The organism is Myxococcus dinghuensis, from assembly GCF_024198235.1.
Taxonomy (GTDB): domain Bacteria; phylum Myxococcota; class Myxococcia; order Myxococcales; family Myxococcaceae; genus Myxococcus; species Myxococcus dinghuensis.
The window spans coordinates 1-20,017 of the sequence record NZ_JAKCFB010000066.1 but is presented as its reverse complement, the minus strand read 5'-3'; the positions used below and the strand labels follow the sequence as shown (position 1 = coordinate 20,017).

General features: G+C 71.3%; 21 protein-coding genes. 8 read left to right on the top strand and 13 right to left on the bottom strand.

Annotation, left to right across the window (positions count from 1 at the left end):
- Window positions 1-79 precede the first annotated feature (79 nt).
- The 3 genes from LZ198_RS40715 (at window position 80) to LZ198_RS40705 (ending at window position 4,056) form a co-directional block, all read left to right on the top strand.
- Entirely contained in the window at window positions 80-586 is a 507-nt protein-coding gene (locus LZ198_RS40715; protein WP_253977574.1) for a GNAT family N-acetyltransferase, read from the top strand.
- An 84-nt stretch (window positions 587-670) separates the two neighbouring features.
- On the top strand, window positions 671-1,429 hold the full coding sequence (locus tag LZ198_RS40710) for an endonuclease III domain-containing protein (protein WP_253977573.1): 759 nt from the start codon (window positions 671-673) through the stop codon (window positions 1,427-1,429).
- Window positions 1,430-1,713: 284 nt separating this feature from the next.
- Window positions 1,714-4,056 (top strand): acyl-CoA dehydrogenase family protein, encoded by a 2,343-nt coding sequence (locus LZ198_RS40705; RefSeq protein ID WP_253977572.1) that lies wholly within the window; start codon window positions 1,714-1,716, stop codon window positions 4,054-4,056.
- Between the two features lie 9 nt (window positions 4,057-4,065).
- On the opposite strand, the gene LZ198_RS40700 is transcribed toward LZ198_RS40705, so the two are convergent.
- Together LZ198_RS40700 and LZ198_RS40695 are read right to left on the bottom strand one after the other, a co-directional pair.
- Window positions 4,066-4,692, bottom strand: coding sequence for a hypothetical protein (locus LZ198_RS40700; protein WP_253977571.1), 627 nt, complete (start codon window positions 4,690-4,692; stop codon window positions 4,066-4,068).
- A gap of 90 nt (window positions 4,693-4,782) precedes the next feature.
- A complete protein-coding gene (locus tag LZ198_RS40695; RefSeq protein ID WP_253977570.1) occupies window positions 4,783-5,538 on the bottom strand; it encodes a hypothetical protein in 756 nt (251 codons plus the stop codon).
- A 205-nt stretch (window positions 5,539-5,743) separates the two neighbouring features.
- Between LZ198_RS40695 and LZ198_RS40690 the strand changes: the two genes are divergently transcribed.
- Window positions 5,744-6,175, top strand: coding sequence for a DUF3293 domain-containing protein (locus LZ198_RS40690; protein ID WP_253977569.1), 432 nt, complete (start codon window positions 5,744-5,746; stop codon window positions 6,173-6,175).
- 112 nt (window positions 6,176-6,287) lie between these two features.
- Window positions 6,288-8,198 (top strand): bifunctional metallophosphatase/5'-nucleotidase, encoded by a 1,911-nt coding sequence (locus LZ198_RS40685; protein WP_253977568.1) that lies wholly within the window; start codon window positions 6,288-6,290, stop codon window positions 8,196-8,198.
- An 18-nt stretch (window positions 8,199-8,216) separates the two neighbouring features.
- Here the strand turns inward: LZ198_RS40685 and LZ198_RS40680 are convergent, their stop codons facing one another.
- The 6 genes from LZ198_RS40680 to LZ198_RS40655 all read right to left on the bottom strand — a co-directional run bounded on the left by LZ198_RS40680 (window position 8,217) and on the right by LZ198_RS40655 (window position 12,545).
- Window positions 8,217-8,639 carry a hypothetical protein gene (locus LZ198_RS40680; RefSeq protein WP_253977567.1) on the bottom strand — a complete coding sequence of 141 codons (423 nt, stop codon included), beginning with the start codon at window positions 8,637-8,639 and terminating at the stop codon, window positions 8,217-8,219.
- 287 nt (window positions 8,640-8,926) lie between these two features.
- Window positions 8,927-9,538, bottom strand: coding sequence for an ATP-dependent Clp endopeptidase proteolytic subunit ClpP (clpP, locus tag LZ198_RS40675; RefSeq protein WP_253977566.1), 612 nt, complete (start codon window positions 9,536-9,538; stop codon window positions 8,927-8,929).
- Between the two features lie 159 nt (window positions 9,539-9,697).
- Complete coding sequence (gene fumC, locus LZ198_RS40670) at window positions 9,698-11,092, bottom strand: class II fumarate hydratase (protein ID WP_253977565.1); 1,395 nt, start codon at window positions 11,090-11,092, stop codon at window positions 9,698-9,700.
- Window positions 11,093-11,206: 114 nt separating this feature from the next.
- A complete protein-coding gene (locus tag LZ198_RS40665) occupies window positions 11,207-11,551 on the bottom strand; it encodes an antibiotic biosynthesis monooxygenase family protein (RefSeq protein WP_253977564.1) in 345 nt (114 codons plus the stop codon).
- On the bottom strand, window positions 11,548-12,117 hold the full coding sequence (locus tag LZ198_RS40660) for a cytochrome P450 (protein WP_253977563.1): 570 nt from the start codon (window positions 12,115-12,117) through the stop codon (window positions 11,548-11,550). Before LZ198_RS40660 ends, LZ198_RS40665 begins: the two co-directional genes overlap by 4 nt.
- A 77-nt stretch (window positions 12,118-12,194) precedes the next feature.
- Complete coding sequence (locus tag LZ198_RS40655) at window positions 12,195-12,545, bottom strand: PspC domain-containing protein (RefSeq protein ID WP_253977562.1); 351 nt, start codon at window positions 12,543-12,545, stop codon at window positions 12,195-12,197.
- 274 nt (window positions 12,546-12,819) lie between these two features.
- Between LZ198_RS40655 and aceB the strand changes: the two genes are divergently transcribed.
- The 3 genes from aceB to LZ198_RS40640 all read left to right on the top strand — a co-directional run bounded on the left by aceB (window position 12,820) and on the right by LZ198_RS40640 (window position 16,419).
- Complete coding sequence (gene aceB / locus LZ198_RS40650; RefSeq protein WP_253977561.1) at window positions 12,820-14,445, top strand: malate synthase A; 1,626 nt, start codon at window positions 12,820-12,822, stop codon at window positions 14,443-14,445.
- 50 nt (window positions 14,446-14,495) lie between these two features.
- Window positions 14,496-15,782 carry an isocitrate lyase gene (aceA, locus tag LZ198_RS40645; protein WP_253977560.1) on the top strand — a complete coding sequence of 429 codons (1,287 nt, stop codon included), beginning with the start codon at window positions 14,496-14,498 and terminating at the stop codon, window positions 15,780-15,782.
- Between the two features lie 211 nt (window positions 15,783-15,993).
- The gene (locus tag LZ198_RS40640) at window positions 15,994-16,419 is read left to right on the top strand and encodes a hypothetical protein (protein ID WP_253977559.1); all 426 of its coding nucleotides are present in this window, start codon (window positions 15,994-15,996) and stop codon (window positions 16,417-16,419) included.
- A 10-nt stretch (window positions 16,420-16,429) separates the two neighbouring features.
- On the opposite strand, the gene LZ198_RS40635 is transcribed toward LZ198_RS40640, so the two are convergent.
- From LZ198_RS40635 to tnpC, 5 genes are all read right to left on the bottom strand, one after another.
- On the bottom strand, window positions 16,430-16,681 hold the full coding sequence (locus tag LZ198_RS40635) for a hypothetical protein (protein ID WP_253977558.1): 252 nt from the start codon (window positions 16,679-16,681) through the stop codon (window positions 16,430-16,432).
- A 103-nt stretch (window positions 16,682-16,784) separates the two neighbouring features.
- A complete protein-coding gene (locus tag LZ198_RS40630) occupies window positions 16,785-17,123 on the bottom strand; it encodes a hypothetical protein (RefSeq protein ID WP_253977557.1) in 339 nt (112 codons plus the stop codon).
- A gap of 77 nt (window positions 17,124-17,200) precedes the next feature.
- Complete coding sequence (locus LZ198_RS40625) at window positions 17,201-18,484, bottom strand: TIGR04013 family B12-binding domain/radical SAM domain-containing protein (protein ID WP_253977556.1); 1,284 nt, start codon at window positions 18,482-18,484, stop codon at window positions 17,201-17,203.
- A 75-nt stretch (window positions 18,485-18,559) separates the two neighbouring features.
- Window positions 18,560-18,691, bottom strand: coding sequence for a hypothetical protein (locus LZ198_RS43105; protein WP_256560348.1), 132 nt, complete (start codon window positions 18,689-18,691; stop codon window positions 18,560-18,562).
- A 116-nt stretch (window positions 18,692-18,807) separates the two neighbouring features.
- Window positions 18,808-20,017, bottom strand: a 1,210-nt coding sequence (gene tnpC, locus LZ198_RS40620) for an IS66 family transposase (RefSeq protein WP_253977555.1), incomplete at its 5' end; no start/stop codon positions are given.

Here is a 20,017-nt window from a genome sequence, read left to right as displayed (position 1 = left end):
CACTGCGTGACCTCGGACGCACCCGTCACACCCCGGAAGTCACTTTCCCTCGGGCGACCCTTGTGGAACGGTGTCCCCCATGAGCACGGAAGAGCTGACCCTGCGTCCAATCCGACCCACGGATGACCGGGCCGTCGCCAGCATCATCCGCACGGTGATGCCCGAGTTCGGCGCGGATGGCCCGGGGTTCGCCATCCACGACGTGGAGGTGGACACGATGAGCGCCGCCTACTCGCGACCGCGCCATGCCTACTTCGTCGTCGAGCAGGCGGGCCGTCTCCTCGGCGGTGGAGGCATCGCGCCGCTCGATGGCGGCGACCCCGGCGTGTGCGAGCTGCGCAAGATGTACTTCCTCCCCGAGGCACGAGGCCTGGGCGCGGGCGAGCGCCTGCTGCGCCGCTGCCTCGAATCCGCGCGCGAAGCGGGCTTCCAACGCTGCTACCTGGAGACGCTCGCGTCGATGACGCAGGCCCAGAAGCTCTACCGCCGGCTCGGCTTCGAGGCGTTGTGCGCCCCCATGGGCAGCACGGGCCACTTCGGCTGCGACCACTGGTACGCGCTGGACCTGACGAAGCCACCCGCCTGACTCGCCCCCTGCCCCGCGGACGACCGGCGGTCCCCTCCGGCCCCACCGCGTGGGTCCCCTCATCTTCCCGCCAGGGGGTGGGAGATGACGACGTCACGCCGCACGGGCACTCGCCGAGCCGAGCAGACCACCAGCGCGCGCCGGGCCCCGGCCGTCGTCTCCGAACCCCCTCCTCGTCCGGACAAGGTCCCCTTCGACATCGACGACGTCCTCGCCCGCGTCCGTGAGGCCGTGCGCGACTTCGCGGACGCCGCGATGTTCGCCCTCGCGGCGCGCGGTCACGACACCGTCTTCGAGCAACTGGTGGCCTGCATCCTCTCCATCCGAACCTTGGACGAGGTGAGCCTGCCGGCCGCGCTCGCCCTGTTCGAGCGCGCCCCCACGCCCGAGGCGCTCGCGCGCCTGTCCCCCCAGGCCATCGACGAGCGCATCCGCCCCGTCACCTTCCACGAGGCGAAGGCGCACCAACTCCACGCCATCGCCGTGCGAACACGAGACGCGTTCGGCGGCACGCTCCCCTGTGACGCCCAGGTGCTCCAGTCCTTCAAGGGCGTGGGCCCCAAGTGCGCGCACCTGGCGCTCGGCATCGCCTGCGGTCACGAGGCCATCAGCGTGGACATCCACGTCCACCGCGTGACGAACCGCTGGGGCTACGTGAAGGCCCGCTCACCGGAGGCGACGATGGAGGCGCTCCAGGCGGTCCTGCCGCGCAAGTACTGGGTCGAGCTCAACCGGCTGCTGGTGCCCTTCGGCAAGCACGTCTGCACCGGCGCGAGGCCGAGGTGCTCCACCTGCCCCGTGCTGCGCGCGTGTCGCCAGGTGGGCGTGACGAACCCGCGCTGACGGTCGTGCCTCACCCAGCGAGTCCAGGTGCGTCGAGCCCACCACCACGAGCCAGACATCCCCCGCATCGCCTCCCCATGTCGAAGCCATGCGCGCCCGGTTGGGGCCCCCGCGCGTCCGCGACGTCCTGGGATTCATCCATGTCGTGGCAAGCCAGGAACACTTCCCCGCCCTCGCATGCCCGGCCTGCCCGCCTGTCGCCCGGCAGGGCGCTCTCTCCCATTGCCGCCCGGCGGCAGGCTGGCCACACTGGCCCGGTTCCCTCGCAGGTGGAGAGCCGACACATGGTGGAAGAGACCCATCCGACCGCGCAGGAGCTGTTGTCCCTTCCCCGGCTCGCGCCCCTGGTGCCCATGCTGTACGTGGCCTGGACGGACGGGGAGCTGACCGCCGCGGAGATTCGCGCCCTGGGCGCCGCGGCCCGGGCCCAGTCCTGGCTCGACCTGCGCTCCACCACCGTGCTCGCCCGGTGGCTGGACCCGTTGATGCCTCCGACCCCCGGCGAGCTGGTCATCCTCCGCGACCACATCCGCGCCGCCGCCGACCGGCTGTCGAGCAGCCCCCAGGAGAGCCTCGCGGAGCTGGGCGTGAAGCTGGCGGAGCTGGTCTCCGGCACCACCGAGCTGCCCGCCTCCGTGCAGGACCTGGCGCGCGAGCTGGCCACGGTGGAGGCCGTGCTGGGCGTCTCCAGCCGCGAGGCGGTGCGCGCCCTCGTCCCGTCCGCCGCGCCGGAGCCCCGCCGCATCGGCCCCATCGAACCCACGTCCTTCGCGCCGGAGGCCCTGCGCGCGGTGCTGGACCGCACCTACCCGGAGGCGCGCTCGCTCGTGCGCCAGTGGCTGAAGGACCCCGCCTTCCGCCACACCGACGAACCCCAGGGCACGGAAGCGCAGCGCGAGCAGGTCTTCGCCTGGCTCGAGCAACTGGCGGACGCGGGCCTGGGCCGCATCGCCTTCCCCCAGGGGGACGAGACGAGCGCGGACCTGGGCGCCTTCGTCGCCGCGTTCGAGACGCTGGCCCTCTTCGACCTCAGCCTCGTGGTGAAGGCCGGGGTCCACTTCGGCCTGTTCGGCGCGAGCATCCTCTTCCTCGGCACCGAACGGCACCACCGCGAGTATCTCCCCAAGGTCGCCTCGCTGGAGCTGCCCGGCTGCTTCGCGATGAGCGAGCTGGGCCACGGCTCCAACGTGCGCGACGTGGAGACGGTGGCCCGCTACGACGCGGGGACGGGGGAGTTCGTCGTGCACACGCCCTCCGACAACGCGCGCAAGGAGTGGATCGGCAACGCCGCGCGCCACGGCCGCATCGCCACGGTGTTCGCGCAGCTCGAGGTGGGCGGCAAGGGCCTGGGCGTCCACGCGCTGCTGGTGCCGCTGCGCGACGAACAGGGCCGGCTCCTCCCCGGGGTGCGCATCGAGGACTGCGGCCGGAAGATGGGCCTCAACGGCGTGGACAACGGCCGCATCTGGTTCGACCACGTGCGCGTGCCCCGCGAGAACCTGCTGGACCGCTTCGGGCAGGTGACCCCGGATGGGCAGTACACCAGCTCCATCGCCAGCGACGGCCGGCGCTTCTTCACCATGCTGGGCACGCTGGTGGCGGGCCGGGTCAGCGTGGCGTGCGCGTCGCTGAGCGCGGCCAAGAGCGGGCTCGCCATCGCCGTGCGCTACGGCGACCTGCGCCGCCAGTTCGGCCCGGCCGGTGCCCAGGAGGTGCGGCTGCTCGACCACCAGACACACCAGCTTCGCCTGCTCAAGCCGCTGGCGAAGACGTATGCCCTGGACTTCGCGCTGGAGTACCTCGTCGAGCGCTACGTGAAGCGCACGGAGGAGGACGCGATGGAGGTGGAGGCGCTCGCGGCGGGCCTCAAGGCCTACGCGTCCTGGAGCTGCACGGCGGTGCTCCAGGAGGCGCGCGAGGCGTGCGGCGGCCAGGGCTACCTGGAGGCGAACCGCCTGCCGGCGCTCAAGGCGGACACCGACATCTTCACCACCTTCGAGGGTGACAACACGGTGCTGATGCAGTTGGTGGCCAAGAGCCTGCTGACGGACTACCGCCAGCGCTTCGAGGACGACCGCGTCTTCGCGGTGCTCAAGCTCATCGCCGACAAGGCCGCGTCCATGGCGGACCGCAACCCCATCTCCATCCGCCGCACCGGCAGCGAGCACCTGCGCGACGGCGACTACCAGCTCCGCGCGCTGCGCTACCGCGAGGAGGACCTGCTCGCCTCCGTGGCCGGTCGCATCCGCAAGCGGCTGGGCGCCGGGGTGGAGGCCTTCGCCGCCTTCAACCAGGTGCAGGCCCACCTCATCGCCCTGGCGCACGCGCACGTCGAGCGCGTGGTGCTGGAGCAGTTCCTGAAGGGCGTGGCCGCGGTGAGCGACCCCGGCCTCAAGCTGGTGCTCGGGCGGCTGTGCGACCTCTACGGCCTGTCCTGCCTGGAGGCCGCCAGCGGCTGGTTCCAGGAGCACGGCCTCATGGAGGGCAACAAGGCCCTGGCCATCCGCAAGGAGGTCGTGAAGCTGTGCACGGAGCTGCGCCCGGACGCGGTGGCCCTGGTGGACGCGTTCGGCATTCCGGACACCTGCCTCACCGCGCCCATCGGCCTGGGCCACCTGTCGCCCTGAGCCGCGGGCCTACTGGATGATGCCGGGCGCGCGGAAGACCTCGCCGTCGCGCCCCTCCACCCGCAGGCTGGCGTCATCCGAGGGGCTCACCCGCAGCTCCACGCGCGGCTGCCCCCGCCGGTCCACCAGCAGCAGGCCCGGCGAGCCGTGCTCGTCCGCGCCCAGGATGGCGCGAGGCCGGCCATCCGCGTCCGCCAGCTCCAGCCGCGACGAGCCGTCCACCTGGAGCCCCACGGCGAACAGCTCCACGCCGCCGGGCTTGGACAACGTCAGCCGGGGCGCCTCGTCCGAGTACACCGTCAGCTCGGCCAGCGACTCGCCCTCGTTCGTGGAGAAGCGCAGCCGGGGCGAGCCATCCTCGGCGACGCCGAGCATCGCGCGAGGACGCCCCGCGCCGTCATGGAGCACCAGCCCCGCGCCGCCCGCCGCGTCCATCCCCAGCGAGGCGCGCATCCGCCCCTGGGGGTCACTGAGCACCAACCGCGACGCGACCAGCTCCCCGGGTTGGGAGGGCGCCGTCCGCAGCGCCGCGGCGCCCAGGCCCAGCCCGGCGAGCGCGAGCGCCGAGAACGTCAGGCCCTGCAAGCGCCGGCAGCGGCGCTCCAGCCGCTCCACGCGCGAGTCCATCGAGTCCATCGTCCGACCTCCCGTCCGAGCCATGCGCGCCCGGACGGGAGCAGGTTAGCGGAAGCGCGGACACGCCGCTCGCGCCCCGCCCACGCCACCTCAGATGTCGACGAAGTTCTCCTGGGCGGGCGTGCTGGTGCTCCGGCGGATGGGCCGGCCCGAGCCGAACAGGAAGCCCAGCTTGAACTGGATGAAACCACCCTCGAAGCCCGCGCCGATCTCCGAGTTGCTGTCCGACGTGTTGAACTCGCCGATGACGGGCACGGAGACGCCCACCTCGGGCATCAACCGGAAGCCCTCGGTGACGCGCAGCGCATAGCCCACCGACGCGCCCACGCTCACCAGGTTGGCCGCCGCGCTGGTGCTGCCCGAGCCCGCGGAGATGCGCGTGGCGGAGACGCGAGGGCCGAGCACCAGCTCGGAGCCACCGGACGTCTTGAAGCCCACCAGCACCGGCACCGCCAGGTTCACGTAGCTGCCCACGTCCGCGTCGTCGCTCCCCAGGAACACGCCCATCACCGAGGGCGCCAGCGACACCGCCAGGTCCGGGTTCTCCGGGCTGGTGATCAAGAACTTCGTCTGGAGCTCCGCCAGCGACGAGCCGAAGCGTACGCCCAGGTCCACCCGGTCCGTCACGCCGTAGCGCGCCGCCAGGTCGATATGGGGATAGTAGATGCCCCCCGACGTCGCACTCGAATCACCGATGACGGCGGCACCGCCGACCCCCGGCTCGATGGCGAACTGGAACTTGCCCTGGCCCAGCGTATCCGCCGTCTGGACATGACTCACCGACACGCAACCCGTGCCCAGAAAACCCAGGCACAGCGATGCGGCAACCACCGCGCGACGCAACATTCGTGGATTCCCCTCTGACGTTCCCCCGCCCCTTCATTGGAGCGCCGAAACGTTCCGGGGGCCTCCGACGCTGGGGAATTTCAAACATTCAATCCGGTTGTTTTTGAACGCCTCCGCCACCTGAGCCCTCCCCGGAGAGGGGCTGACACCCGCGTGGGGCGAGCGGCACAATGCCCGGATGAGACACGGCGACCAGGAGCGGCTGATGGAGGCATACCGAGCGACCCGCTACGTCATCCGCCCGCATGCGACCACCGGGGGCGTGGAGCAGGTGCTCCAGGTGGGGCGGCTGCACCCGGCGCTGGACGCGGCGCTGCTGACGCGAGGCCACCACGAGTGGGCCTTCATCACCGCGTGGAACCCCGGCTCGCGCCCCCAGGGCAAGGACGAGAACCAGCGCGCCCAGGAGCGGCTGGTGGCGCAGCTCGTCGCGGGCGGCTGGGTCCCGGCGCCCGCTATCGGCGAGGCGGAGGATGGCAGCTGGTCCGAGCAGAGCCTCTTCGTCCCGGGCCTGCCCCGCACGGACGCCGAGCGCTTCGGCCGCGCCTTCGGCCAGGTCGCCGTGCTCGTGGGGCGCACGGGCGCGCTCGCGGAGCTCCTCCTCTGCGGCGAACCGGCGCTCGTCCCGGCGCCCTGACGCGTCCCGCCACATCCATGGCTCGCGGGCTCCACGGGGACGTCACGAAGTCCCGCCATTCTTCCCCGAGGCCGGGTAGGTTCCCCCTCCCTTCGGTTCCTGGAGCCCCTTGATGTCGTCTCGAACGCCCGTCACGCGCTCGCTCGCGCGCCCCAGCACCTTCCTCCTCGCCGGCGCGTTCGCCACCGGCATGGCCCTGTTCCTCCATGGAGGCTGCGGGGGAGACGAGTGCCAGGACGCCGTCGACTGCCGCAACGACAAGGGCCCGCCGAGCACGGGCTCCGAGTGGGCCTGCGTCTCCAACGAGTGCGAGCAGCAGGTCATCTTCGGCGACGCGGGCACGGACGGCGGGACGGACGCGGGCGCCACCACGGTGAACGTGCAGGTGCTCGCGTTCAACGACTTCCACGGGCAGCTCGAGGCGCCCTCCGGCAGCGGCGGGCAGATCCAGACGGGCGTGGGCGCGGACGGCGCTCCGGTGCGGGTGAACGCGGGCGGCGTGACGTACTTCGCGAAGCACATCGCGGACCTGCGGGCCACCAACCCGAACACCGTGGTGGTGGCGGCGGGTGACCTCATCGGCGCCTCGCCGGTGATGTCGGCGCTGTTCCACGACGAGCCCACCATCGAGTCGATGAACATGATCGGCCTGGACCTGGTCGCCGTGGGCAACCACGAGTTCGACGAGGGCCTCACGGAGCTGCTGCGCATCCAGTCCGGCGGCTGCCACCCGGTGGCCGGGTGCCAGGACGGCGACGGGTTCGTGGGCGCGAGGTTCAAGTATCTGGCGGCCAACGTGGCCACGGGCGTGGACCGCACGCTGTTCCCCCGCTACGACATCCGCGCGTTCGACGGCGTGAAGGTGGCCTTCATCGGCATGACGCTGGAGGGCACGCCGGAGATCGTCACCCCCACGGGCGTGGCGGGCCTGACGTTCAAGGACGAGGTGGAGACGGTGAACGCGCTGGTGCCGGAGCTGAAGCGCCAGGGCGTGGAGGCCATCGTCGTCATCGTCCACGAGGGCGGCACGCCGTCCTCCGGGGCGCTGGTGAACGAGTGCAAGGGCGCCGGCGAGGGCGGCCTCATCGACGGCCCCATCGTGAAGATCGCCCAGGACCTCGACAGCGCGGTGGACGTCATCGTCAGCGGCCACACGCACCAGGCCTACAACTGCCGCATCGGCGGCAAGCTCGTCACCAGCGCCGCGTCCGTGGGCCGGCTCGTGACGGACATCGACCTGGTCGTCGACAAGGCCACCGGCGACGTGGTGTCCGCCACGGCCAACAACCTCATCGTCACGCGCGACGTGGCGGAGGACTCGGAGCAGAAGGAGCTGGTCGCCCGCTACAAGCAGCTGGCCACGCCGCTGGCCAACCGCGTCATCGGCTGGGTGGCGCAGACGCTGAAGACGCCGAACAACCAGGGCGACCCCGCGGGCCAGTCCACGCTGGGCTTCGCCATCGCCGACTCGCAGCTGGAGGCCACCCGTGCCTCCAACCTGGGCGGCGCGCAGGTGGCCTTCATGAACCCGGGCGGCGTGCGCGCGGACATCACCCGCGACCCGGCCGACCCGGCCGACAAGGGCGAGGTCACCTTCGGCGAGTCGTTCACCACGCAGCCGTTCGGCAACACGCTCGTCACGGTGACGCTGACGGGCGAGCAGCTCGAGCAGGTGCTGGAGCGCCAGTGGCGGACGACGGCCACGGGCGTCACCGCGAACATCCTCCAGCCGTCCGCGGGCTTCAGCTACGCGTTCAGCGCGTCGGCCCCCGTCGGCTCGCGCGTGGACCCCGCCTCCATCAAGCTCGACGGCGTGACGGTCGACCCGGCGGCCCAGTACCGCGTCACGGTGAACAGCTTCCTGGCCAGCGGCGGCGACGGCTTCACGGTGTTCGCCGCCGGCACCCAGCGCGTGGGTGGCGCGCTGGACAGCGACGCCCTGGAGGCCTACCTGAAGGCGCACAGCAGCGAGGCGAGCCCCCTGCCCGCCCCGGCGCTGGACCGCATCACCGCGCTGCCGTAGCGGCGCGCCCCGGCCGGGTCAGGGGATGGGTCCCCGCCCCTGACCGCCGGACGGCACGTCCTCGCTGTGCCCGGGGACCTTCGTCACCGGGCTGGTGGTGCCCGGGATGATTTCGATCTCCTGCGCCCGCGTCACCTTGCGGGCCAGCGAGTCGAACTCCAGCTCCACGCCCCGGTTGGGTTTGCCGGCGAGCCCGAAGCGGATGCGCCAGAAGTTGGGGCGCACCTCCACCGCCTCGCCGGACTGGGCCAGCACCATGCTGTTGTTGAAGGCGTACTCCTGTCCCGCCTCGATGACGTCCCGCTCCCCCAGCTCCGCCTGGACGTCCGCCGGGGAAGGAGGCACGGGGAGCCTGCCGGTGGGGCCCATACAACCGGCGCCAACCAGCAGGCCGACGGGCAGGAGGAAGCCGAGGACGGTGCGCGAGCGAGGTGGGGACATGCTCCGATGTTGAGCATGGGACATGCCACTCGCAGCCTGGAGCCACGACCCGGGAGGCGCGCACCCATTGCGCCTGCTCGGAGCCCCAGCGCGGAACCTGCGGGGCCTTCCAGGGGCGGGAATCTTCCCCCCGAGAGACGGAAGACGACCTCCGTCCCGGGGTGAATCAGGGGCCCCTCGTCGTGGGAGGCCCCGCGCGACGGGACGCTCGCGGGGCCTGCGACCAGGAGGGGAGCCGGGCCCACCCCGCTTCCCGCGCGGCGCGAGGAGCGGGGCGGCACGACGGACTACTTGGCGCCCGGCGAGGGGGAGAGCTGCCGCTGCTGCTTCTCCACCACCTCGTCGATGATGCCGTACTGCCGGGCGTCCTCGGCGCTCATGAAGTAGTCGCGCTCGGTGTCCTTCTCGATGCGCTCGATGGAGTGGCCCGTGTGCTTGACGATGAGGCCGTTGAGGTAGCTGCGCAGGCGGAGGATCTCCTTGGCCTGGATGTCGATGTCCGTGGCCTGGCCCTGCGCGCCGCCCAGCGGCTGGTGGATCATGATGCGGCTGTTGGGCAGGGCGTAGCGCTTGCCCTTGGCGCCGGCCAGCAGCAGCAGCGCGCCCATGGAGGCCGCCTGTCCGACGCAGATGGTCGACACCGGGCACTTCACGTACTGCATGGTGTCGTAGATGGCGAGGCCCGCCGTCACGGAGCCACCGGGCGAGTTGATGTAGAGGTTGATGCCCTTGTCGGGGTCCTCGGACTCCAGGAACAGGAGCTGGGCGACGATGATGTTCGCCACGTCGTCGTTGACGGGCGTGCCCAGCATGATGATGCGGTCCTTGAGGAGCCGGCTGTAGAGGTCGTATGCCCGCTCGCCGCGGTGCGTGGTCTCGATGACGAAGGGGACGTTCATGGCTCCCCTACCCTAATCGTCCTCCGGCCGCCGCGCCCGTGCGTTCTTCTCGCACCGTGCGCTGGCCCACGATTCGCCCCCGCCGGGCCCTCCCGGACGCCCTCCGGCGAACCGGCCGGCCCGGGTGTGGGACAGCCCCCGGGCCCCGCCGGGTGGTGCCTACAGGCCCGTCATGTCCTCCGGGCGCACCCACTGGTCGAACTGCTCGGCGGTGAGCAGCCCCAGCTCCACGGCGACCTCCTTGAGCGTCCTGCCCTCCTTGTGGGCCTTCTTGGCGATACGCGCCGCGTTGTCGTACCCGATGTGGGGGTTGAGGGCGGTGACGAGCATCAGGCTGCGCTCCAGGTTCTCCCGGATGCGGGCCCGGTTGGGCTCGATGCCCACGGCGCAGTGGAGGCGGAAGCTGCGCATGCCGTCCGACAGGAGCCGCGTGCTCTGCAGGAAGTTGTGGATGATGAGGGGCTTGAAGACGTTGAGCTCGAAGTTGCCGGAGGCCCCGCCCAGGGAGATGGCCACGTCGTTGCCCATCACCTGCGCGCTGAGCATGGTCAGCGCCTCGCTCTGGGTGGGGTTGACCTTGCCCGGCATGATGGAGCTGCCCGGCTCGTTCTCCGGGATGACGATTTCGCCCAGGCCGGAGCGGGGGCCGGACGACAGCCAGCGCACGTCGTTGGCCACCTTGAAGAGCACCGCCGCCAGCCCCTTCAGCGCGCCGTGGGCCTGCACCAGGGCGTCGTTGGCGGCCAGCGCCTCGAACTTGTTGGGGGCGGTGACGAAGGGCAGGCCCGTCAGGCGGGCAATCTCCTTCGCCACGCGCTCGGCGTAGCCCTTGGGGGCGTTGAGCCCCGTCCCCACGGCGGTGCCGCCCAGGGCCAGCTCGTACAGGTGGGGCAGCGTCCGCTCCACGTGGGTGCGCGCCAGGTCGAGCTGGGCGACGTAGCCGCTCAGCTCCTGCCCCAGGGTGAGCGGCGTCGCGTCCTGGAGGTGGGTGCGGCCCACCTTCACCACGTCCATGAAGCCGCGGGACTTCTCCGCCAGCACGTCGCGCAGGGCCTTCAGCTCCGGCAGGACGTGCTCGGCGAGCGCGGTGACGGCGGCCACGCTCATCGCGGTGGGGAAGACGTCGTTGGAGCTCTGGCCCTTGTTGACGTCGTCGTTGGCGTGGACCTTGCGGCCCTCGCCGCGCTCGCCGCCGAGCAGCTCCGAGGCGCGGTTGGCCAGCACCTCGTTGGTGTTCATGTTCGTCTGCGTCCCGCTGCCCGTCTGCCACACGCTCAGGGGGAACTCGGCGTCGTGCTGGCCGGCGAGGACCTCGTCGGCGGCGCGGACGATGGCGGCGCCCTTGTCCCGGGAGAGCGTGCCGTTCTCCACGTTCACCAAGGCGGCGGCCTTCTTCACCTGGACGAGCGCGCGGATGAGGCCCGGGGGCATGCGCTCGGTGGAGATGGCGAAGTTCTGGAGGCTGCGCTGCGTCTGCGCCCCCCACAGCCGGTCGGCGGGGACCTCGATGGGACCCAAGGTGTCCTTCTCGATGCGAACGTTCTTCGTGCTCACGCGGGGGCTCCTCGAGCTGACTGACGTCGTGGCCTCACGCATAACAGGCCCACGGCGCCGGCACCCGGAAGGAAGGCGCCCCGAGCGTCGTTCCGTGAGCACTCCCGCCGGGCCTCAGCCGTGGGCCCGACGGCTGTCGCCCGGGGCCTGCTCGCGCGCGGACAGGCCGTAGTCGCGCAGGACGCTGGCCACCCGCAGGCGGTAGTCCAGGAAGACGCCCCCGCGCCCCCGCGCCTGCGCGGCCCGGTGCGCCTCCAGCCTCCGCCAGGACTCGACGGCGGCCTCGTCCCGCCAGAAGGAGAGCGACAGCAGGCGGTCCGGGGAGGAGAGGCTCTGGAAGCGCTCGATGGAGATGAACCCGTCGACCTGCGCGAGCAGGGGCCGCAGCCCCGTGGCCAGGTCCAGGTACTCCTGGCGGCCCTCGTCGGAGAGTTGGACCTCGAAGATGACGGCGATCACGACGCGACCTCCTGGAGGAAGAGGGCTGGGAGCAGGGGAATGCGTCCGTCGTGGGACGGCAGGAACGCCAGGTCGGCGAAGGCGGCGGGGTGCGCGGCGACGTCGGTGGCGAGCAGCACCTCCAGGCCCCCGAGCGCGAGCGACCTCGCCAGGGCCTCGCCCGGACACGCGTGGCCCCCCTGGCCGAAGGACGGGGTGCGCCTCGGCTCGCGGTGGAGGTCGAACCGGTGCGGCGCGGGGTGGAGCGCCGGGGCGCGGTTGGCGGCGGCGAGCAGCACCAGGCTGCCGTCGCCCGCGGCCATCGCCTGGCCGTCGCTGACCGCGTCCTCCGCGAGGAAGCGCCCCGTGTTCTGCACGGGCGGGTCGTGCCGGAGCACCTCGTCGAGCAGGCGCGACAGCAACGCGGGCCGGGAGCGGAAGCGCACCGCCTCCACCGCCCGGGCGCTGGACGCCCCCCAGAGCCCCAGCGCGTCGTCCCGGTAGAGGGGGCGACGCGCGACGAGCTCCGTGTAGAAGGGATACGGCTCCGGGTGCGTGGCGGCGGCGCTCGGATCGCGTGGTGACATGGGCGGTCCTCCTGGGAGGACCTTCTAGAGCGCCCCGTCAGCCGAGGTTTCGGCCGCCACCGAAACGTCGACGCCCGCTAGACGCGCCGCTCCATCCGCGAGGGCTCCGAGTCCCCCAGGCCGCCGAACCAGTCCAGCGTGCGCTGCAGCGGCGCGCGCCCCAGGGCGGACGCCGGCGTGAAGAGCCAGAGGAGGACGTAGACCAGCGGCAGCGTTCCGCCGGAGAACAGCGTCGCGACGACGAGCGCCACGCGCACCCACGCCACGTCCGCACCCAGCTCGCGCGCCAGCATCGCGCACACGCCCGCCACCGCCCGCCCGTCGACGCCGCGGTGCATCCGCGTCTGCCGCGCCTGGCAATGAGGACAGCGAGCCCCCTCCAGCGACATCTCCTCCGCGCACTCCGTGCAGCGCTTCCTGGCCTCCATGACGACCCTCTTTCTCCCGGGCGACCCCTTGGTTTCCAACGGCCCCGTCCATACCTACGGAACCCGGCGTCGCTGATTGCACCCCCACCGCCGGGCCCACCCACCCGGCCAACCCCCCGTCACGTCTGTTGATTTACAGATTTAACGAGGCAGGTGTTGACAGCGTTACAGGCAAGCAGGCAGAAATTGACCAACACTTCCATTCCGCACTCGGAAGCTTCATTTTCCGAGCCGTCGAAGCGGATTTACAACGCAACAGGCCAAGGGAGTCGAGATGACCGCTGAAGCCCCCTCTTCGAAGATTCCGGCCTACAGCGCCGGCGTGGTGGTGAAGGGGCCGTGGCACCCGGACTACGCGGCCGTCCTCACCCCCGCGGCGCTCGACTTCGTGGCGAAGCTCGCGCGCGCCTTCGGTGAGCGTCGCCAGGCGCTGCTGGAGCGCCGCAAGGCGACGCAGGCGGCCTGGCGCAAGGGCGAGCGCCCCCACTTCCTGTCGGAGACGAAGGCCATCCGGGAGGGGGACTGGACGGTGGCCCCCCTGCCCGAGGACATCCTGGACCGGCGCGTGGAAATCACCGGCCCGGTGGACCGGAAGATGATCATCAACGCGCTCAACTCCGGCGCGAACGTCTTCATGGCGGACTTCGAGGACGCCAACAGCCCCACCTGGGACAACGTCGTGCGCGGCCAGCTCAACCTGCGCGACGCCGTCCGCCGCGCCATCTCCTTCACCGCCGACGGCGGCAAGCACTACGCCCTCAACGAGAAGACCGCCGTCCTCTTCGTGCGCCCCCGCGGCTGGCACCTGCCCGAGCGCCACGTGGAGATCGACGGCAAGCCCATCTCCGGCTCGCTCTTCGACTTCGGCCTGTTCTTCTTCCACAACGCCCGCGAGCAGTTGTCGCGCAGCACCGGCCCCTACTTCTACCTGCCGAAGATGCAGAGCCACCTGGAGGCCCGCCTCTGGAACGACGTGTTCCTCCTGGCCCAGGACACGCTCGGCCTCCCCCACGGCACCATCAAGGCCACGGTCCTCATCGAGACGCTGCCCGCCGCCTTCGAGATGGACGAAATCCTCTACGAGCTGCGCCAGCACTCCGCCGGCCTCAACTGCGGCCGCTGGGACTACATCTTCAGCTTCATCAAGACGCTCCAGTCCGACACCAGCGTCGTGCTGCCGGACCGCGGCCAGGTCACCATGGACAAGGCGTTCCTCAACGCCTACTCCCAGCTGCTCATCCAGACGTGCCACCGCCGCAACGTGCACGCCATGGGCGGCATGGCCGCGTTCATCCCCATCAAGGGGGACGCCGCCGCCAACGAGGCCGTCCTCGAGAAGGTCCGCGCGGACAAGCTGCGCGAGGTGAAGAACGGCCACGACGGCACCTGGGTGGCCCACCCCGGCCTCGTCTCCCTCGCGCGCGACATCTTCGACGCGAACATGAAGGGGCCCAACCAGCTCTCCAACAAGCGCGAGGACGTGCGCGTCTCCGAGGCCGACCTGCTCAAGGTCCCCTCCGGCACCCGCACCGAGGAGGGCCTGCGCCACAACCTGCGCGTGGGCATCCAGTACACCGCCGCGTGGCTGGGCGGCCTGGGCTGCGTGCCCCTCTACAACCTCATGGAGGACGCGGCGACGGCTGAAATCTCCCGCGCCCAGGTGTGGCAGTGGCTGCACCACCACGCCTCGCTCGCCGACGGCCGCGAGGTGACGCGAGACCTGTTCCGGAAGCTCCTCGCCGAGGAGATGGCCCACGTCGAGAAGGAGGGCGCCAAGGAGCGCTACGGCGCCGCCCACCTCGAGCGCGCGCGCCAGCTCTTCGAGCAGCTCTCCACGTCGGACACCTTCGAGGACTTCCTCACCCTGCCCGCCTACGCGGCGCTGGACTCATCGAACTGAAAGCACCACCCGCCTTTTCCACCCTTCACTGCTGCAGCGAGGAGCCTGCGATGTACGACGCCAACACGACGACCCCGGACGCTTCCCCTCACGCCAAGCTCCACGCGCGACGCTTTGAGGGCATCACCCGCAACTACACCGACAAGGACGTGGCGAAGCTGCGCGGCACGCTGCCCATCAGCTACACGCTGGCCGAGGTCGGCGCCAAGCGCCTGTGGGAGCTGCTCCACACGGAGGACTACATCAACGCGCTGGGCTCGCTCACCGGCAACCAGGCCGTGCAGATGGTCCGCGCGGGCCTGAAGGCCATCTACCTGTCCGGCTGGCAGGTCGCCGCGGACGCCAACTCCGCCGGGCAGATGTACCCGGACCAGAGCCTCTACCCGGTGGACTCCGTCCCCACCGTGGTGAAGAAGATCAACAACGCCCTGCGCCGCGCGGACCAGATCGACCACGCCGAGGGCCGCAAGGACCGCTACTGGTTCGCCCCCATCATCGCCGACGCGGAGGCGGGCTTCGGTGGCCCGCTCAACGCCTTCGAGCTGATGAAGAGCATGATTGAAGCGGGCGCCGCGGGCGTCCACTTCGAGGACCAGCTCGCCAGCGAGAAGAAGTGTGGCCACATGGGCGGCAAGGTGCTGGTGCCCACCAGCCACTTCATCCGCACCCTCACCGCCGCCCGCCTCGCCGCGGACGTCATGGGCGTGCCCACGCTGCTCGTCGCCCGCACGGACGCGGACAGCGCCAAGCTCTTGATGAGCGACGCGGACGAGTACGACCACGCCTTCATCGACCGCAAGAACGGCCGCACCGCCGAGGGCTTCTACCGCCTCAACGGCGGCCTGGACTGCGCCATCTCCCGCGGCCTGGCCTACGCGCCCTTCGCCGACCTGGTGTGGTGCGAGACCAGCACCCCGGACCTCGCGCAGGCCAAGAAGTTCGCCGAGTCCATCCGCGAGAAGTTCCCCAACAAGCTGCTGGCCTACAACTGCTCGCCGTCCTTCAACTGGAAGAAGAACCTGGACGACGCCACCATCGCCAGGTTCCAGCGGGAGCTGGGCGCCATGGGCTACAAGTTCCAGTTCGTCACCCTGGCCGGCTTCCACGCCCTGAACCACTCCATGTACGAGCTGGCGCGCAAGTACAAGGACCGCGGCATGGCGGCCTACAGCGAGTTCCAGCAGGGCGAGTTCGGCTCCGAGAAGGACGGCTACACCGCCACGCGTCACCAGCGCGAGGTGGGCACCGGCTACTTCGACCAGGTCGCCGAGGTCATCTCCGGCGGCTCCGCCAGCACCCTGGCCCTGCACGAGTCCACCGAGGCCCACCAGTTCTAGTCTCGGGCCCTCCCTGACGAATCCTCCGCGAGGCCGTGGGCTTCGGGCGCGACACCTCGCCCGCAAGTCCGCGGCCTCCGGCCTTTTTCGGGGCCGGGGAGCCCGGGCGGGTGGGTCGGACGCAACTTCCGGCCGGTCCGGGCGATAATGGGGATCAGACGTCCGAGATTCGCGCGGGGTGCGCCCCGCGGACCGCCACGGAGCCAGCGCCATGAGCAGCATCAACTCCCTCACGGGTCCCCGCGTCCAGACCTTCGGCACCCAGGCCCAGGCCCAGACCTCGCGCGCGGGCTTCGGCTCGCTCATCCAGCAGAACCCGGCCGGCGGCTCCATGTCCGCGGCCTACCGCCCCGGCGACCAGACGATGACCTCGGGTGGGCAGGTGGTCTCCTCGGCGCTCGCCTCCGTGGGCGCGTCCTCCGGCAACGGCATCCTGAACTCCTACCTGTCCGCCGTGGGCCGTGCCCCCATCAACGAGGGCGGCACCCAGGGCGCCGCCGGCCAGCCGGCCGCGGGGAGCCAGGCGGAGCAGGAGCAGAAGGTCGTCATGGAGCTGGCGGAGCTGTCGGCGGCGACGCTGAGCAACTCCATCCTGCACATGGGCAACCGGATGAAGGTCAGCCTCGAGACGGAGTGAGGCGCGGTCGCTACCGCCCCCGCCACTTCTTCTTGTCGATGGACCGCAGGTAGGCCTCGCGCTGGCCCACCTGCAGGTCCCCCTCGCCATCCCACGGGTGCTCCGTCTCCGTGCGTTGGCCCCCGTCCTGGTCCGTCACGTCGTTGAGGAAGCCCGCTCGGCCCTCCGCGGGGACCACGTCGCCATCCACCTCCGGGTCCTTCTGCTTGTCCGGGTCCAGGGGGATGCCCAGCGGCGTGTTCAGGTACTCCTTCGGGTCCATGGCGGCGCTCCTTCGGGGGGATGGGTGCGGCCCGTGCCTCGAAGGTGGGGATGGCACCTCCCCGCGCGCAGCATGGCGGCCCGGCGGACGGGCCCGTGTCACCCTAGTTGAGGTACTTCGGACGGGGCGGCGCCGGGGGCGCCTGCCGCATCATCTCCAGCCCCTGCCGGGTGAGGACGAAGCGCACGACGCCCGAGCCGCGCTCGGTCTCGATTTCGGCCTCGAAGGCGGGCCCGGCGATGCCGCCCAGGGCCACCTCCTTGCGCAGGTTGCGCACCTTGCCGCTCAGCATGTCCCCGGCCACCGCCTTCACCGCGTCGCCGCGCTCGTGCAGCTCGTACGCCGTCTGGTGCAGCGTCATGGCGAGCGAAGGCGTCAGCGGCTGGGAGCTGAAGAGGACGGAGATGAGCAGCCAGTAGGGAGGAGTCTCGTCGGAGGACATCGCGCCCCCATCCTAAGCGCCCGCGTGGCGCCGGGCCCGTCGAAGTGACACGCCCCGCCCCCTAGGAGGGCGGGACGCTAGCCCGCTCGGGGGCGCCGTCGCGAGGCGATGCCTTCGGCCAGCACCGCCTGGTGCTTCCAGTGGCCGTACAGCCGTCCCTGGGAGGCGAGCCGATCCAGCTTGCGCCGGGTCTCGTCGTCCACCTGTCCCGGCGGCGCGTCGCGGAACGGCGTGCCGGGCAGCGGCATGAACGTGTGTCCGTGCACCCGGGCCCCCAGCTCCGCCAGGCGCTCCATGAGCGCGACGGTGGCCTCCACGTCGGAGGCCTCCTCCCCGGGCAGCCCGAGGATGAAGTCCACGTTGGGCACGAAGCCGCCCTCCACGGCCAGCCGCGTGGCGCGCACCACCGTCTCCACGTCGTGCCCCCGGCGCGTGCTCTGGAGGACGCGCTCGGAGCCGGACTGTCCGCCGATGATGAGGTTGTCGTTGTGCACGTAGCGCTTGAGCAGCGCGAGCGCCTCCGGCGTGACGTGCTCCGGACGGACCTCCGACGGGAAGGTGCCGTAGTACACGCGCCCGTCGGGCGCCATGGCCTCGCGCACCGCCGCGAGCAGCTCCTCGACCGCGGCCAGGTTCATCGTCTCGTCGCCCGTGCCGTAGGACATGGACGTGGGGGTGATGAAGCGCAGGTCCCGCTTGCCCGCGCGCCGCAGCTCCCGCGCCCAGTGCGCCACGTTGGCCACCGAGCGGTGGCGGAAGCGCGCCTTGCTCATGAAGGGCGTCTGGCAGAAGCGGCAGGCGTAGATGCAGCCGCGCGTGATTTCGATGGCGCCGAACTTGGAGTGGCGCGCCGCGAAGGGCGGGAAGTCGTCGAGCGTCACGCCCTCGCCCCGGCCGTTCTGCTCCAGCTTGCCGTCCTTCAGCCAGGCGACGCCGTGGGTGCGGCGCGGGTCCTCGCCGCGCTGGACGCGCCCCAGCAGCTCGCGCAGGGAGTGCTCGCCCTCGCCCACCGCGACGAGGTCGAAGCCTGCCTGGAGCGTCTGGAGCGGCTCGGCGGTCGCGTGTACGCCTCCGGCGATGCAGAGCACGGAGCGGCCGTCCAGGCGCTCGCGCACGTACGCCAGCTCCTCCACCGCGGGCGCGAAGCTGGCCGAATAGAACGACCACGCGGCCACCACCGTGTCGCCCGCGTCGACGCGCTCGCGCACGGTGGCCAGCAGCGTGTCCTTGTCCCGGGGGAACCACAGCTTCACGTCCGCGAGCGCCGGGTCCGACTCCACGGCGCCCGCCAGCACGGTGAAGGCGTACTTGCCCGGGTACTGGTAGCTGAGGACGAGGGAGACGGGGCGGTGCGGCGACATGCGGGGACAGCATGATGCCACATGCCCCGCGCCACCAGTGCGGCGACGAGCAGGCGGGCGGGCGTGTCCCCGGCCTCAGCGGGCGGAAGGGGGGACCAGGTCGAGCACCAGCCGCTCCATGGCACCGAACTCCAGGACGCTGCTCGAGACACGCCCGTCCTCCTCCGACATCCGCACGACGACCAGGTCGAGCCCGGGCAGCACCATGAGCCGCTGTCCGTAACCGACCGACGGCCGGCGTGGCGGGCACACCACCGCAACACGCGGCGTGGTCGCCACGCCGGCCCAAGCGACGTTTCCGAGTGCCGAGCGCGGGTGGCTGCTCAGGACGAGTTGACGGGTGTCGGAGACCAGCGGTGCGGCAGCAATTCGTCCAGGCGGGATGCCGGATGCGAGCCGAGCCGCAGCAGCACATCGGCCAGGTAGGCCTCGGGGTTGACGCTGTTGGCCTCGCACGTGGCGACGAGTGACGCGAGCCCCGCGAGATTCTGGCCAGCCTCGTCGCTGCCGACGAAGAGGTAGGTCTTTCGGCCCAGGGCCATCGCCCGTAGGGCCCGCTCGGAGGCGTTGTTGTCGAGCGGCAGCGAGGCGTCCTCGAGGAAGCGTGAGAGGGCCGCCCACTGGCCTTGGGTGTAGCGCAGCGCGAGGCCCATCGGCCCCCGCGGCGGGTGTCGCGGCAATTGCTCCGTGAGCCACGCGGCGAAGGTTTCGAGTACCGGAGCACTCCGCTCACGGCGCAGCGCCAGGTGCTCGGGCCCTCCCAGCACGCCACGTTGCGTGGCTTCGTGCTCCACTCGGTAGAGGGCCAGGATGAAGTCGAGCGCGTTCCTGGCCTCGGGCGCGGTGGCTTGGGCGTCGAAGAATCTGCGGCGCACGTGCGCCCAGCACGCCACGCGCGTGCGGCCCTCTGGCAGGGTGACGCGGTTGTAGCCGGTGTAGCCGTCGACGAGCAGGTAGCCGCGCGTGCCGCCCAGGACGGCCTGGGGCGTCGCGCCGCTGCGACTGGGACTATGCACGTAGGCGATGAGACTCTCGGTCCGGAAGGTCCAGACGTAGGCCCGGCGCGTCTTGCCTTCGTCGAGCACGCGCTGCGGCGTCTCGTCCGCGCGGACCAGGGGGGCCTGCCGCACCAAGGCGAGCAGTCGCGCCGACAGCGGCGAGGTGGCGGCCGCGACGGCGTGGAAGAGGTCGCACAGCGTCGTGCGCGCAATGGGGGCGCCGACGCGCGCGAGCGCCTTGGCCTGGCGGTAGAGGGGAATCGAATCGCATACCTTCGCCGTCACCAGGTGGGCCAGCAGCCCGGGCCCGTAGTGGCCCTGCTCCAGGGCCTTGGGCGCCACGGCCGTAACAATCCCCTGGCCACACCGGCACACGAGTGTCTCCTGCACGTGCACCTGGCGCTCGAGGCGCGCCGGGACGTACTCGAGGACATGTGTCTGCTTGCCGGACCCCAAGCGCTTCAAGTCCGTGCTCCCACACGCCGGGCAACGGCGCTCGGCGGCAGTGACTCGATGATGGACGATGCGCTCGGGG